The following is a 14904-nucleotide window of genomic DNA, read 5'->3' on the forward strand; positions in this document are numbered from 1 at the left end:
ACGTCTCTGCTGGGGGATCGGGTGTCGGTGACCGATCCTCGGAATGGGATCATGGCCACCGACACTTGAGACTAATGCGTGCCCGACGCGGGCCGCGAACGCGACGAGAACGAGTAAGGCGCACGGTGACCAAACTGCGGCTGATGGCGGTGCACGCCCATCCGGACGACGAGTCCAGTAAGGGTGCTGCCACCACCGCGCGTTACGCCGCCGAGGGCCATCGGGTGATGGTGGTGACACTGACCGGTGGCGAGCGCGGCGACATCCTGAACCCCGCGATGGACCTGCCGGACGTGCACGGCCGCATCGCCGAGATCCGCGTCGACGAGATGGCCAAGGCCGCCGAGATCCTCGGTGTCGAGCACACCTGGCTGGGATACGTAGACTCGGGACTACCGGAAGGTGATCCGCTGCCCCCGCTGCCGGAAGGGTGTTTTGCGTTGGTGCCGCTCGAGGAAGCGACCGAGCGACTGGTCAGGGTGATCAGGGAGTTCCGCCCGCACGTCATGACCACCTACGACGAGAACGGCGGCTACCCCCATCCCGACCACATCCGCTGCCACCAGGTGTCGGTCGCGGCGTATGAGGCCGCCGGCGACCATCACCGGTTCCCGGACGCCGGGGAGCCCTGGAACGTCCTCAAGCTCTACTACAACCACGGCTTTCTGCGGCAGCGCATGCAGCTGCTGCAGGACGAGTTCGCCAACCACGGTCGCGTCGGCCCGTTCGAGAAGTGGCTCAAGCACTGGGACCCGGACAACGACGTGTTCGCCAAGCGGGTGACCACCCGGGTCGAATGCTCGGACTACTTCGAGCAGCGTGACGACGCCCTGCGCGCGCACGCCACCCAGATCGACCCGGCCGGCGACTTCTTCACCGCCCCCATCGAATGGCAGCAGCGCCTCTGGCCCACCGAGGAGTTCGAGCTGGCGCGCTCGCGCGTGCCCGTGACGCTGCCGGAGACCGATCTGTTCGCGGGGATCGAACCGGAGAACGAATCATGACAACCGTGCTGCTTGCCGGAATGACGCTGCTGGCTCAGGAGGGACCGCGCAACACCGGTCCGGACTTCGGAAAGGCCAGCCCGTTCGGACTGCTGATCGTGGTGCTGCTGCTCCTCGGCACCTTCGGGCTGGTGTGGTCGATGAACCGGCACCTCAAGAAGTTGCCGGAGTCCTTTGACCCCGAGCACCCCGAACCGGACCAGGCCGTCGACGAGGGCACCGCGGCGATCGGCATCGACATCACCGGGAAAACGCAGGACCCCGATCCTCGGGAGTCCGGTGGCCAACCGCCTGGCTGAGGCCACCAGTCCCTACCTCCGCCAGCACGCCGACAATCCGGTGCACTGGTGGGAATGGACACCGCAGGCCCTCGCGGAGGCCGCGCAGCGCGACGTGCCGATCTTGCTGTCGGTCGGTTACGCGGCATGTCATTGGTGCCACGTGATGGCGCACGAGTCCTTCGAGGACCACCAGGTGGCCGCCGCCATGAACGACGGCTTCGTCTGCATCAAGGTCGACCGCGAGGAACGCCCCGACCTCGACGCCGTCTACATGAACGCGACCGTGGCCATGACGGGTCAGGGCGGCTGGCCCATGACGTGTTTCCTCACCCCGGACGGACGACCGTTCTTCTGCGGCACCTACTACCCAAAAGAGCAGTTCCTGCAGCTACTTTCGGCGGTCCGGGACACCTGGCGCACGCGGCGCTCCGAGGTGGAAGAGTCCTCCGACCACATCTCGGGGGAGCTGCGCAAGATGGCCGGCGGCCTGCCCGACGGCGGGCCGGCGGTGTCGGCGCAACTGTGCGACGCCGCGGTGGCCGCGGTCCTCGCCGACGAGGACACCGCCCGCGGCGGGTTCGGCGGGGCGCCGAAGTTCCCGCCCTCGGCGATGCTGGAGGCGCTGCTGCGCCACCACGAGCGCACCGGCTCGATGCCCGCGCTGGATGCGGTGTCCCGCGTCGGCGAGGCCATGGCGCGCGGCGGAATCCACGACCAGCTGGCCGGCGGTTTCGCCCGCTACAGCGTCGATGATGCTTGGGTGGTACCGCATTTCGAGAAGATGCTCTACGACAACGCATTGCTGTTGCGGGCCTATGCGCACTGGGCCCGCCGCACCGGTGACCCGCTGGCGCTGCGCGTCGCCGGGCAGACCGCGGACTTCCTGCTGCGGGACCTGTCCGCCGACGACATGTTCGTCTCGTCGCTGGACGCCGACGCCGACGGCAGCGAGGGTTCGACCTATGTGTGGACACCGGACCAGCTGAACGCGGTCCTGGGCGCCGACGACGGACACTGGGCCGCAGAGGTTTTCGCCGTCACCGCGGCGGGCACCTTCGAGCACGGCGCCTCGGTGCTGCAGCTGCCCGCCGACCCGCAAGACACCGATCGGCTGCAGCGGGTCAGTGCGGCGCTGCTGGCCGCGCGTGCCGGGCGCGTGCAGCCGGACCGCGACGACAAGGTGGTCACGGCGTGGAACGGCCTGGCGATCACCGCGCTTTGTGAGGCGGCCGTGGCGCTGGGCCGCCCGGAGCTCCTCGCCGCCGCTGCCCGCTGCGCCCGAGCGGTGCTGGACCTGCACCTGGTCGACGGCCGGCTGCGGCGGTCCAGCCTCGGCGCAAGGGTGGGGGACAGTGTGGCCATCCTCGAGGATCACGCCGCGCTGGCGACGGGGCTGCTCACGCTGTATCAGCTGACCGCACAACAACATTGGCTGGAGTCGGCGACCGGGCTGCTCGACACTGCGCTGACGCATTTCGGTGACCCGCAGCGCCCGGGCCGCTGGTTCGACACCGCCGACGACGCCGAGCGGTTGGTGCTGCGCCCGTCCGACCCGGTCGACGGCGCCACCCCGGCCGGGGCGTCGTTGCTGGCCGAGGCGTTGCTGACCGCCGCGCATCTGGCCGACGGAGACCGCGCGGGCAGCTACCGACGCGCCGCCGCCGAGACCCTGGCGGTGCACACCCCGGTGCTGGCCCGCGCGGCGCGCTCGGCCGGGCACTGGCTGGCGGTGGCCGAGGCCGCGGTGCGCGGTCCGTTGCAGATCGCCGTCGCGGTCGGCTCGGCCGACTCACCGCTGCTGGCCGCCGCGCGTCGGCTGGCCCCGGGCGGCACCGTCGTCGTCGGCGGTGCGCTGGACTCCTCGGCGCTGCTCGCGGGGCGGGACCGGGTCGGCGGTGCCGACGCCGCCTACGTGTGCCGCGGCACGGTCTGTGACCTGCCGGTGTCCGACGTCGGGGATCTCGCCGCCGCGCTCGACGTGCCCGTGTAGCGTGGCCGCACATGAGCTTTGAGCCGGATCAGCTGAAGACCTTCGTCACTCGATACCTCGACACCGTGGTCAACGGCAGCGCCGAGGATGTCGCCGCGCTGTACGCCGAGGACGCCACGCTGGAGGATCCGGTCGGCGGCGGGGAGGTCCACATCGGTCGCCAGGCCATCGCCGGGTTCTACAAGAACACCGACGGCGTCGAACTCAGCACCGAGCTGCTGTCTTTCCGCGCCGGCGGGCACGAGGCGGCGTTCGTCTTCGCGATCACGGTGGGCACCATGCGGATCGAGCCCATCGAGGTGATGACCTTCAACAGCGAGGGACTGATCACGTCGATGAAGGCCTACTGGGGCCCGGCCGACGTCACCCAGCAGTAACACCTGAGGGCGCGAGCGCTCATCCTTGTACGCGAATTGCCTCCGATGCGTACAACGATGAGCGCTCGCCCAAGAGAAGCTCAGAACACCGCGAACCACATCGCGATGTAGTGGCAGACCGCCGCCACCGCGGTGCAGGCGTGGAAGAACTCGTGGTGGCCGAATGTCCGCGGCCACGGGTTCGGCCACTTCAGGGCGTAGAGCACGCCGCCGATCGAATACAGTGCGCCGCCCACGATCAGCAGCACCACCGCGGCCACCCCGGCGCCGTGCATGATCGGCCCGATGAACCACGCCGCGACCCAGCCCAACAGGATGTAGAGCGGCACCCCCACCCAACGTGGGGCCGCGGGCCACAGCAGCTTCAGCGCCACCCCGGCCAGCGCCCCGCCCCAGACGATCCAGAACAGCAGCCAGCCGTCGGTGTGCGGCAGGGCAAGCAGCGCGAACGGGGTGTAGCTGCCCGCGATGAAGACGAAGATCATCGAGTGGTCGAGCCGCTTCATCCATTTGCGGGCGGTCTCGGATTTCCAATTCACCCGGTGATAGACGCCGCTGACGGTGAACATCGCGACGCTGGTGAAGGTGTACAGCAAGGTGGCGATGCCGGCCCGGGTGGACTCCACCGACCACGACACCGCGACCAGGGTGATGCCCGCGATCGCGGCGACCACCGCGGAGTACACGTGAATCCAGCCGCGGGCGCGCGGTCTGCCGAGGAACTCGACGACACCGTCGACGACAGCCTCGGGAAAGTCCTCGGCCAAGTCGATTTGGGTGATCTCTTTGCGTCGGATTCCCTCGTCGGCCTTACCGCCGGGGGGAGCGCTCATGTCGTTCTCCGTATCGGCTCCAGCTGTCCGGATCGTGTGGGGTTCACCCCGCCTCACAGTAGTCTGATTTGTCGTGGACATCATTCCCCCGCGACTCAAAGAGCCGGTGTACCGGCTGTATGAGATGCGGCTCAAGCACGACCTGAGGCGATCGCGCTCACAGTTGCCCCGCCACATCGCGGTGCTGTGCGACGGCAATCGACGATGGGCCCGGGACGCGGGGTATGACGACGTCAGCATCGGCTACCGGATGGGCGCGGCGAAGATCGCGGAGATGCTGCGCTGGTGTCAGCGGGCCGGCATCGAGATGACGACGGTGTACCTGTTGTCCACCGAGAACCTGCAGCGCGACCCCGCCGAACTGACCGCGCTCATCGAGATCATCACCGAGGTGGTCGAGGAGATCTGCGCGCCGGCCAACCGATGGAGCGTGCGCACCGTCGGCGATCTGGGGCTGCTGGGCGACGAGACGGCCCGCCGGTTACGGCAGGCGGTCGACTCGACCAACGCGGCGTCGCAGGGCTGTTCGTTCCACGTCAACGTCGCCGTCGGTTACGGCGGTCGCCAGGAGATCGTCGAAGCGGTCCGCGCGTTGCTGTCCAAGGAGTTGGCCAACGGGGCCAGCGCCGAGGAACTGGTCGAGGCCGTCACCGTCGACGCCATCTCGGAAAACCTCTACACCTCCGGGCAGCCCGATCCGGACCTGGTGATCCGCACCTCCGGCGAGCAGCGGCTGTCCGGATTCCTGCTGTGGCAGAGCGCGTACTCGGAGATGTGGTTCACCGAAGCGCACTGGCCGGAGTTCCGGCGCGTCGATTTCCTCCGCGCTCTGCGCGACTACTCCGCCCGGCATCGGCGCTTCGGGGTCTGAAATGGCGGCGCTCTCGGCGGTGGTGTTCGCGCTGAGTTGGTGGCTCGGCCTCTATCTGCTGGCCCGCGACCCGCGCAAGCCGGTGCTGGTGCTGGCCGCGGTCGGGCTGTGCGGTTTCGCCCTGGTGGTGGCGCTGGATGCGGTGCGGGTGGCCGGCGTGGGGGCCGCCGATCTGCTGGGCCGCATCGAGATCTTCCTGGTGGCCGTCCCGGGGGTGGCGTGGTTCGCCGTCCTGCTGGAGCTGGCGCGCTCCGGCGAGCAGTGGCGCGGCCGCGCCGCCGAGGTGGCCGCCGTCGTCGTGGTGGCGGTGCTGGCGCTGGTCGGCGCCGGGCTGGCCGGCGGGGTCGAAGGCCCGCTGCGCTTCGGGCACTGGCTGATGTTCGCGGTCATCTCGCTGGCGTCACTGACGGCCATGGTGCGCGCCGTGCTGCGTCGGCCGCGGCCGGGGTCGGTGGTCGGCGTGGTGGTGGTGGCCACACTGTTCTTCGCGCTGGCCAACGCGATCCTGATCATCCCGCTGGGCCTGGTGCCCAGCGCATTGGCGCTGGCCGCAACGGGTTTCGACGTCCTGCTGCTGGGCGTCGCCGTCGCGCTTTGGGATGCGTTCGACGAGGGGCAGGCGCTGCGGGCCGACATGCTGCGCTCGTTCGCGGGCACCGTACTGGTCGCGACGCTGTTCGGCGGGCAGGCGCTGATCGGCCTGGCCGTCGTCGGCCCGGAGGGCCGCGGCGTGGTGACCGTGCTGCTGTTCACCAGCCTGGCGGTCGCGGTCGCGATCAACGTTCTGGCCGACCCGCTGGCCGGACTGCTGGACCGGCTGACGTTCTCCCCGGCGCTGCGAGCCGATCGCGCGGCCCTGCGCGGTACCGAGGCGGCGCTGCCGCTGCGGGCCGACAACCCCCTCGACGACCTCGACGACGACGCCTTCGCCCGGGTGACGCGCCGCGCGCTGGGCCACTACGGCGACCTGACGAAGCTGGTCGCCAGCCCGCTGACCGCGCTGCCGGTGATCGATGAACGGCTGGCCGCGCGCGGGGCGCCCGATCAGCCGCTGGAGCGGGCCAACGAACTCAAGGCCGTACTCGCCGACCGGATCGCCGCGCTGAAACCGCGCGACGGCGGCGACTTCGGCACCACCGAGGAATGGCGCTACTACAACTCGCTGTACTTTCCCTACGTCCTCGGGGTGCGGGCATACGCCCAGAACGCGACGCCGTCCGGGTTGGACCCGGTGGCCCGGCAGGCCTGGAAATGGTTCGTCACCGAGGTGCCGCAGCGGTCGCTGCACAACTGGCAGAACGCCGCGGCCCGGGTGATCGCCGCCGACCTGCGTTCGGCCGGCGATTTCGGTGCGCGCAGCAGCGCCGAGCGCGTCCAGGCGCACCGAAGTCACTGATCTGGCAGCAGTTGGCAGTGCGCGGTGGCGACCTGGCAGTGCCTCCTGAGCAGCATCGATGGTGTCCGAACCGAATCTCGTCCGAGTAGGAGCACCCATCGATGACTGCCACCGCCGCCGGCTCGCCCCGGCTCCGCACCGACGACGCCCTGCTGCGTCTGGCCCTGCGCCTCGACGCCGTCCTGACCGCCGCGTTCGGCTTGGTCGTCGCCGTGCTCGCCGGCCCGCTGTCCTCGCTGACCGGCCTGACCCCGACCGTCACCTTCGTCGTGGGCACCGCGCTGGTGCTCTATGGCGCCGTCGTGTTTGCCTTGGCGCGGTTGCGTGACGTGCGCGCCGCCGGGATCGGGGTGATCGTCGCGAACCTGGCCTGCACCGTCGGCGCGGTGCTGGTGGTCGTCGAGGGCTTGGCCCCGCTGACCGGCATCGGGATCGCCGCGGCGCTGGCCTGCGCCGCCTACACCGCGTTCTTCGCGGGCCTGCAGTACCTCGGAGTGCGCCGTCTGGCGTGACTCCCGCCGCCCGGTGCGGTGGCGCGACGCCGTTAGAGGTTACGGCGAAGCGCCCCGCACCGGTTCTCCCATGTTCAGAGCTTGCGCAGCCGCAACCGGTTGATCGAATGATCGGAGTCCTTGCGCAACACCAGGGTTGCCCGCGGCCGCGTCGGCAGAATGTTCTCGATCAGGTTGGGCCGGTTGATCGAATGCCAGATGTCGCGCGCGGCGAACACCGCCTGTTCGTCGGTCAGCGTCGAGTAGCTGTGGAAGTGCGACTGCGGATTGGCGAAGGCGCCGGCGCGCATCGACAGGAACCGCGACACGTACCACTGCTCGATGTCCTCGATGCGGGCGTCGACGTAGACCGAGAAATCGAACAGGTCCGACACCATCAGGGTGGGGCCGGTCTGCAGGACGTTGAGGCCCTCGAGCACCAGGATGTCCGGGTGGCGGACCATCTGCTTCTCGCCGGGAACAATGTCGTAGAGCAGGTGCGAATACACCGGGGCGCAGGCCACCTCGGCGCCCGATTTCACCGTCGTCACGAAGCGCATCAGGGCGCGGCGGTCGTAGCTTTCCGGGAAGCCCTTGCGGTGCATGATGTTCCGCCGGGACAGCTCGGCGTTGGGGTAAAGGAACCCGTCGGTGGTGACCAGGTCCACCCGGGCGTGGTTGCCCCACCGGGCCAGCAGGGCCTGCAGCACACGCGCGGTGGTGGACTTGCCCACCGCCACGCTGCCGGCGACGCCGATGATGAACGGGACCGGCCGGTCCGGGTTCTGGTCGGACTCGCCGAGGAACTCCGCCGTCGCGGCGAACAATCGCTGGCGGGCGGCCACCTGCAGGTGGATCAGCCGGGCCAGCGGCAGATAGACCTCTTCGACCTCGAGCAGGTCCAACTGCTCGCCCAGACCCCGCAGCCCCAGGACCTCTTCCTCGGTCAACTTGAGCGGCGTCGACATACGCAGCGCTCGCCATTGCTTTCGGTCGAACTCCACGTACGGGCTCGGCTCGCTCAGCCGCGACATGGCCCCAAGTCTTGCAGCACTGGTCACGCGGTGTGCGTGTGGGTGTCGCCCAGCACAGGTGCGGCTACCGTTGAACGCTATGGAACCCGCTTCGTTGATCCGCGAGTACCTGCTGCTCGGCCTGCGCTTCGACCGCATCGAAGAGGGCTACGTGGACTCGTTCACCGGCGACCCCGCGCTGCGTCGCCAGGTCGCCGACGAGCCCGCGCCCGAGGCCGCCGACCTGGCCCGACAGGCCCAGCGGCTGCTGGCCGCGCTGCCCGAGGTGCCGCGGCGCGACGGCTTCGACGAAACCCGCGCGGCGTACCTGGGGGCGCACTTGCGCGCCCTGGAATGCGCGGCGCGCAAGTTCGCCGGGACCGACGTCGGGTTCGTCGACGAGGTCCGCGCCTACTTCGACGTCGACATCAGCAAGGGCGACCAGGACCGATACCGCGAGGCGCACGCCCGGCTGGACGAGGTGCTGGGCGGGACCGGATCGCTCGTCGAGCGGATGGAGGCCGACCGGCGCGCCGACGAGATTCCCCCGGAGCGGCTCGGCGAGTGCATCGCGGCGTTCTCCAGCGCCCTGCGCGACCGGGTCCGCGCGGAATTCCCGCTGCCCGAGCGCGAGACCGTCGACTACGAGATCGTCACCGACAAGCCCTGGTCGGGATTCAACTACTACCACGGCGATTACCGCTCGACGGTGGCCGTCAACGCCGACCTCAAGCAGCAGATGGCCAACCTGCCCTCGCTCGTCGCGCACGAGTCCTATCCCGGCCACCACACCGAGCACTGCCGCAAGGAGGCCGGGCTGGTCGAGGCGCTCGGTCAGCAGGAACAGACCATCTTCCTGGTCAACACCCCGCAGTGCCTGATGGCCGAGGGCCTGGCTGACCTGGCGCTGTACGCGGCGATCGGCCCGGAGTGGGGGAGCTGGGCCGCGGAGATCTACGCCGACCTGGGCCTGCGGTTCGACGCCGAACGGGCCCAAGCCATCTCGGCGGCCCGCGCCACCCTGGCCGACGTGCGCCAGGACGCGGCGCTGATGTTGCACGACGAACATCGCGACATCGATGACGTCGTCGCCTACGTGCGGCGGTGGCTGCTGGTCGACGAGACCCGCGCCCGGCAGATGATGCGGTTCCTGTCCTCGCCGCTGTGGCGCGCCTACACCAGCACCTACGTCGAGGGATATCGGCTGCTGCGGCCGTGGCTCGACGAGCGGCCCGACGGGGTGACCCTGACGCAGCGTTTCGGCCGGCTGTTGGACGAGCCGCTGATTCCCTCGACCCTGCGCGCCGCGGCCTGAGCACCGAATTTGGTCGGCCGGGGCCGAGGTTTAGGCTTGGACCATGACTGCAGACTCGACCGTTTCCAGCTCGACCGCCGCCCCGGGTGCGGAGTACGCGGAGACCGCGAGCGCCGCGTACCGCGCCGCGTTGGAGGTCATCGAGTCGGTGGAGCCTCGCGTCGCCGCGGCCACCCGCAAGGAGCTCGCGGATCAGCGTGACTCGCTCAAGCTGATCGCCAGTGAGAACTACGCCTCGCCGGCGGTGCTGCTGACCATGGGGACCTGGTTCTCGGACAAGTACGCCGAGGGCACCGTCGGGCACCGCTTCTACGCCGCGTGCCAGAACGTCGACACCGTGGAGGCGCTGGCCGCCGAGCACGCGCGCGAGCTGTTCGGCGCGCCGTACGCCTACGCGCAGCCGCACTCCGGGATCGACGCCAACCTGGTGGCCTACTGGGCCATCCTGGCCACCCGGGTGGAGGCGCCGGGGCTGGCCGAACTGGGCGCCAAGCACGTCAACGACCTGTCGGAGGCCGACTGGGAGAAGCTGCGGGCCAAGCTGGGTAACCAGCGGCTTCTGGGGATGTCGCTGGACACCGGCGGGCACCTCACCCACGGCTTCCGGCCCAACATCTCCGGCAAGATGTTCCACCAGCGCCAGTACGGCACCGACCCGGCCACCGGGTTCATCGACTACGACGCCGTGGCCGCGGCCGCGCGCGAGTTCAAGCCGCTGGTGCTCGTCGCCGGTTATTCGGCCTACCCGCGGCGGGTCAACTTCGCCAAGATGCGCGAGATCGCCGACGAGGTCGGCGCCACCCTGATGGTCGACATGGCGCACTTCGCCGGCCTGGTGGCGGGCAAGGTGTTCACCGGCGACGAGGACCCGGTGCCCCACGCGCACGTCACCACCACGACGACGCACAAGTCGCTGCGCGGTCCGCGCGGTGGCCTGGTGCTGGCCACCGAGGAGTACGCGCCGGCGGTCGACAAGGGCTGCCCGATGGTGCTCGGCGGCCCGCTGTCGCACGTCATGGCGGCCAAGGCCGTCGCGCTGGCCGAGGCCCGTCGCCCCGAGTTCCGGTCCTACGCCCAGGCCGTCGCCGACAACGCGCAGGCCCTGGCCGACGGGTTCCTCAAGCGGGACGGGGCCCTGGTCACCGGAGGCACCGACAACCACCTGGTGCTCCTGGACGTGACGTCGTTCGGCCTGACCGGGCGGCAGGCGGAATCCGCGCTGCTGGACGCCGGCATCGTCACCAACCGCAACGCCGTGCCCGCCGACCCGAACGGGGCCTGGTACACCAGCGGGATCCGGTTGGGTACGCCCGCGCTGACCACGCGCGGTTTCGGGGCCGACGACTTCGACCGGGTGGCCGAGTTGGTGGTCGACGTGCTGAAGAACACCCAGCCCCAGGGCACCTCGAAGGCCAAGTACACGCTGGCCGACGGCACCGCCGAGCGGGTGCACTCCGCGGCCGCCGAGTTGTTGGCCGCCAACCCGCTGTACCCGGGCCTGACCCTGTAGGTCCGGCCGCGTGCCGGTTGCCGCCGAGATCGACGTTTTGCCGTCGGCCACTCGCACAAACCCGCCCAAACTGACGTTTGGGTGGGAAGAGGGCACGAAGGTGGGGGTCGATTTCAAGGAACGTGTGAACTCGGGTTACAGTTAGTTTCATGGCTGAGTTTCCCGTTGCCAACGCCTTGACGCTCGAGCTGGAGCCGGTGGTCGCAGAGAATCTGCAGCGCCACCTCGACACCGCCGAAGAGTGGTTTGCCCACGACTATGTGCCGTTCGAACAGGGCGAGAACTTCGCCTTCCTGGGCGGCCGCGACTGGGATCCGTCGCAGCAGACGCTGCCGCAGCCCGTCGTCGACGCCTGCGAGATCCTGCAGATCACCAAGGACAACCTCGCCGGCTACCACCGCGAGCTGGTAGAGCACTTCATCCTGGAGTGGAAGTGGGGCCGGTTCATCGGCCGCTGGACCGCCGAGGAGCATCTGCACGCCATCGTGATGCGCAACTACCTGGTGGTCACCCGCAACTTCGACCCGACGGCCAACGAGGACGTCCGCGTCGACCACGTGATGAACAAGGGCTACCGGGCCAGTTCGTTCACCCAGATCGAGACCCTGGTGTTCATGGCGTTCTTCGAGCGCAGCTGGGCGGTCTTCTGCCGGCGCACCGCCGAGCAGACCGAGGAGCCGGTGCTGAAGTCGCTGCTGGAGCGGATCGCGGTGGACGAGGAGCGCCACGAGCTGTTCTTCGGCAACCTGGTGCGCTGGTGCCTGCAGTACGACGAGGCCGAGACGGTGGCGGCGGTCGCGCGGCGCGCCAAGGAGCTGCAGGTTCCCGGTGCCGACATCGACGCCTTCGCGGGCAAGGTCGCCAACGTCGCCGAAGCCGGCATCTTCGGACCCGAGCAGCTGCGCCAGGTGATCTCCGACCAGATCACCGCCTTCGGGCTGGCCGACCGCGCGGAACTCCGCGAGTTCATCTGCGCGTAACCGTGTCTCGGCGCGCCTGACCCCGCGCCATGGCGTTGCGGGAGTAGCGTCATTTCCGATGGCTAGCGACATGCTCTGCTATCCGGGCGGTATCTCCCGTAGCGACTACGGCAGGACCGGCCCCGGTCCTGATGCCGCTGCGCCCGCTGACAATTCCTCCGCGGGGCCGCGTGGGTCGAGGAGCGCCTCGTGAGTGATTCACCGAAGGCTCAGTCGGACATCTCGCCGGAAGGACTGCGGACCTACGTCCTGGACACGTCCGTCCTGCTGTCCGACCCCTGGGCGGCGACCCGGTTCGCCGAGCATCAGGTTGTCGTACCGCTCGTCGTGATCAGCGAGTTGGAGGCCAAGCGCCATCATCACGAACTCGGCTGGTTCGCGCGTCAGGCGTTGCGCATGTTCGACGACCTGCGACTGGAGCACGGGCGCCTCGACCAACCCATTCCCGTTGGGACACAGGGTGGTTCGTTGCACGTCGAGCTCAACCACAGCGACCCCAACGTGCTGCCCGCCGGCTTCCGGACCGATACCAACGACGCGCGCATCCTGACCTGTGCGGCCAACCTTGCCGCCGAGGGTAAGCGGGTCACGCTGGTCAGCAAGGACATCCCGCTGCGGGTCAAGGCCGGTGCCGTCGGCCTGGCTGCCGACGAATATCGCGCCCAGGACGTCATCACCTCCGGCTGGACCGGGATGACCGAACTCGACGTGGTGGCAGACGAGGTCGACACGCTGTTCGCCGACGGCGAGATCGACCTGGAGCAGGCGCGAGACCTGCCCTGCCACACCGGAGTTCGGCTGCTCGGTGGTACCTCACACGCCCTGGGGCGGGTCACCGCCGAGAAGCGGGTGCAACTGGTGCGCGGCGATCGCGAGGTGTTCGGGCTGCGCGGCCGCTCCGCCGAACAGCGGGTGGCGCTCGACCTGCTGCTCGACGAGTCGGTGGGCATCGTCTCGCTCGGCGGCAAGGCCGGCACCGGCAAGTCCGCGCTGGCCCTGTGCGCCGGCCTGGAGGCCGTGCTGGAGCGGCGCACCCAGCGCAAGGTCGTGGTCTTCCGTCCGCTCTACGCCGTCGGCGGCCAGGATCTCGGCTACCTGCCCGGCAGTGAGAGCGAGAAGATGGGGCCGTGGGCCCAGGCCGTGTTCGACACGCTCGAAGGCCTGGCCAGCCCGGCGGTCCTCGAGGAGGTGCTGGCCCGCGGGATGCTGGAAGTGCTGCCGCTGACCCACATCCGCGGCCGCTCGCTGCACGACTCGTTCGTCATCGTCGACGAGGCGCAGTCCCTGGAGCGCAACGTCCTGCTGACCGTGCTGTCCCGGCTGGGCACCGGTTCGCGGGTGGTGCTCACCCACGACGTCGCGCAGCGGGACAACCTGCGGGTCGGCCGTCACGACGGGGTCGCCGCGGTCATCGAGAAGCTCAAGGGCCATCCGCTGTTCGCGCACATCACCCTGCTGCGTAGCGAGCGGTCACCGATCGCCGCGCTGGTGACCGAGATGCTCGAAGAGATCACCCCCGGCGCCCTGCCCTGAGTGATTTCGGAGTGTTTTGCCACGCTGGGCGTGGCAAAACACGCCGAAATCCCCGGCGGGTGGGGATGATTTAGCCGCCATGCATTCGACCATCGCGATCACCCTGACCGCCATGGTGTTCGGCTATGCCGTCGTCTCGGCGGTGGTCAAGCGGTGGTACGTGGCCCCCGCGCTGATCTTCCTGCTGGTCGGGATGCTCCTGGGTCCCTCCGGGCTGGGTGTGCTGCCCGACAGCGACGACGCCGACACCTTCACCGTCCTGGCTCAGCTGGCACTGACGGTCATCCTGTTCAACCAGGCCGCCGAACTCGGCAAGGTGCGCGGTCGGCTCACCGGCCGACTGCTGCTCATCGGCATCCCGCTCACGTTGGTCCTCGGCACGGTGACCGCGTTGGTGTTCCTGCCCGTGCTGCCGGTCTGGGAGGCCGTCTGCCTGGCCGCGATCCTGGCGCCGACCGAGGTCGCGTTGATCGAGGCGCTGATGGAGGACCGCCGCATCCCGGAGCGGGTCCGGCACGCGCTGTCGGTGGAATCCGGCCTCTACGACGGCTTCGCGCTGGCGACGCTGCTGGCGGCGCTCGCGGTGGCTTCGGGCAGCGCCGACGACGAGAGCGCCTCGGCCTGGGTGTGGTTCGCGGTGCGCACCGAATTGCTGTCGGTGGTGGTGGGTGTGCTCGTCGGGTTGGCGGGCTCGTGGGTAATCGTGGCGTCGGTGCGGCGCGGTTGGATGAGCAACACCTGGGCGCAACTGGCGACGGTCGCGGTCGCGCTGCTGTGCTTCCAGGTGGGGGAGAGCCTGCACGCCAGCGGCTTCGTGGCGGCGTTCGTCGGCGGGCTGGCGTATGCGCTGGTGAGCCGGCGGGCGGGCGCGTCGGTGCCCACCCAGGTCACCGACGCCACCGCGAAACTGCTGGAGTTGCTGGTGTTCGCGCTGTTCGGCGCCTACCTGGTGGTGGCCGCCTGGCGGACGGCGACTTGGCAGGTGGTGCTGTTCGCGGCGCTGGCGTTGGTGGGCGTCCGCCTGGCCGCGACGACGGCGGCGCTGCTGCGCACCGACGTCCCGTGGCGCAGTCGGCTGTTCGTCGGGTGGTTCGGGCCGCGCGGCATCGGCAGCCTGGTGCTGGCGATGATCGTGCTCGGCCGCGGCGAACTCGAGCACAGCGACCTGCTGGTCCAGGTGGCGGTGGTCGCGGTGACGATCAGCCTGACGCTGGGCAGTCTGACCGTGCCGTGCGGGATCCGGCTGGTCTCGGTCGACCGACTTGTCCGGTCTCGGCCTTGACGCGCACTACGCATAGTAGATTTAACGT

Annotated in this window: 14 protein-coding genes; 12 read left to right on the forward strand and 2 right to left on the reverse strand. The window is 69.5% G+C overall.

What is annotated here, in order from left to right:
- The first annotated feature begins 125 nt into the window (after positions 1-125).
- The 4 genes from mca to R2K23_RS05195 are packed head-to-tail and all read left to right on the forward strand — an operon-like array spanning position 126 to position 3652.
- Positions 126-1004 carry a mycothiol conjugate amidase Mca gene (gene mca, locus R2K23_RS05180; protein ID WP_316514844.1) on the forward strand — a complete coding sequence of 293 codons (879 nt, stop codon included), beginning with the start codon at positions 126-128 and terminating at the stop codon, positions 1002-1004.
- Entirely contained in the window at positions 1001-1303 is a 303-nt protein-coding gene (locus R2K23_RS05185) for a hypothetical protein (protein WP_316514845.1), read from the forward strand. Before mca ends, R2K23_RS05185 begins: the two co-directional genes overlap by 4 nt.
- Positions 1269-3275, forward strand: coding sequence for a thioredoxin domain-containing protein (locus R2K23_RS05190; protein ID WP_316517063.1), 2007 nt, complete (start codon positions 1269-1271; stop codon positions 3273-3275). Before R2K23_RS05185 ends, R2K23_RS05190 begins: the two co-directional genes overlap by 35 nt.
- 11 nt (positions 3276-3286) lie before the next feature.
- Complete coding sequence (locus tag R2K23_RS05195) at positions 3287-3652, forward strand: nuclear transport factor 2 family protein (RefSeq protein WP_316514847.1); 366 nt, start codon at positions 3287-3289, stop codon at positions 3650-3652.
- 80 nt (positions 3653-3732) lie between these two features.
- On the opposite strand, the gene trhA is transcribed toward R2K23_RS05195, so the two are convergent.
- Positions 3733-4485, reverse strand: a complete 753-nt coding sequence (trhA, locus tag R2K23_RS05200; RefSeq protein WP_316514849.1) for a PAQR family membrane homeostasis protein TrhA — start codon at positions 4483-4485, stop codon at positions 3733-3735.
- A 73-nt stretch (positions 4486-4558) separates the two neighbouring features.
- Between trhA and R2K23_RS05205 the strand changes: the two genes are divergently transcribed.
- The 3 genes from R2K23_RS05205 (at position 4559) to R2K23_RS05215 (ending at position 7264) form a co-directional block, all read left to right on the forward strand.
- Positions 4559-5356, forward strand: coding sequence for a (2Z,6E)-farnesyl diphosphate synthase (locus R2K23_RS05205; RefSeq protein WP_316514853.1), 798 nt, complete (start codon positions 4559-4561; stop codon positions 5354-5356).
- A 1-nt stretch (position 5357) separates the two neighbouring features.
- Positions 5358-6752 (forward strand): hypothetical protein, encoded by a 1395-nt coding sequence (locus tag R2K23_RS05210; RefSeq protein ID WP_316514857.1) that lies wholly within the window; start codon positions 5358-5360, stop codon positions 6750-6752.
- A gap of 101 nt (positions 6753-6853) precedes the next feature.
- The gene (locus R2K23_RS05215) at positions 6854-7264 is read left to right on the forward strand and encodes a hypothetical protein (protein WP_316514860.1); all 411 of its coding nucleotides are present in this window, start codon (positions 6854-6856) and stop codon (positions 7262-7264) included.
- 74 nt (positions 7265-7338) lie between these two features.
- Here the strand turns inward: R2K23_RS05215 and coaA are convergent, their stop codons facing one another.
- The gene (gene coaA / locus R2K23_RS05220) at positions 7339-8277 is read right to left on the reverse strand and encodes a type I pantothenate kinase (RefSeq protein ID WP_316514863.1); all 939 of its coding nucleotides are present in this window, start codon (positions 8275-8277) and stop codon (positions 7339-7341) included.
- A gap of 79 nt (positions 8278-8356) precedes the next feature.
- Here coaA and R2K23_RS05225 point away from each other — a divergent pair, with 79 nt between their 5' ends.
- The 5 genes from R2K23_RS05225 (at position 8357) to R2K23_RS05245 (ending at position 14876) form a co-directional block, all read left to right on the forward strand.
- On the forward strand, positions 8357-9571 hold the full coding sequence (locus R2K23_RS05225; protein WP_316514866.1) for a DUF885 domain-containing protein: 1215 nt from the start codon (positions 8357-8359) through the stop codon (positions 9569-9571).
- A gap of 43 nt (positions 9572-9614) precedes the next feature.
- Positions 9615-11081, forward strand: a complete 1467-nt coding sequence (locus R2K23_RS05230; protein ID WP_316514868.1) for a glycine hydroxymethyltransferase — start codon at positions 9615-9617, stop codon at positions 11079-11081.
- Between the two features lie 149 nt (positions 11082-11230).
- Positions 11231-12061: an acyl-ACP desaturase gene (locus tag R2K23_RS05235; RefSeq protein ID WP_316514870.1), complete on the forward strand. Its 831-nt coding sequence runs from the start codon at positions 11231-11233 to the stop codon at positions 12059-12061.
- A 189-nt stretch (positions 12062-12250) separates the two neighbouring features.
- Complete coding sequence (locus R2K23_RS05240; RefSeq protein ID WP_396893080.1) at positions 12251-13594, forward strand: PhoH family protein; 1344 nt, start codon at positions 12251-12253, stop codon at positions 13592-13594.
- A 79-nt stretch (positions 13595-13673) separates the two neighbouring features.
- Positions 13674-14876: a cation:proton antiporter domain-containing protein gene (locus R2K23_RS05245; RefSeq protein ID WP_316514872.1), complete on the forward strand. Its 1203-nt coding sequence runs from the start codon at positions 13674-13676 to the stop codon at positions 14874-14876.
- Positions 14877-14904: the final 28 nt, after the last annotated feature.

It is taken from the genome of Mycolicibacterium sp. MU0050 (genome assembly GCF_963378085.1).
GTDB lineage: Bacteria > Actinomycetota > Actinomycetes > Mycobacteriales > Mycobacteriaceae > Mycobacterium > Mycobacterium wendilense.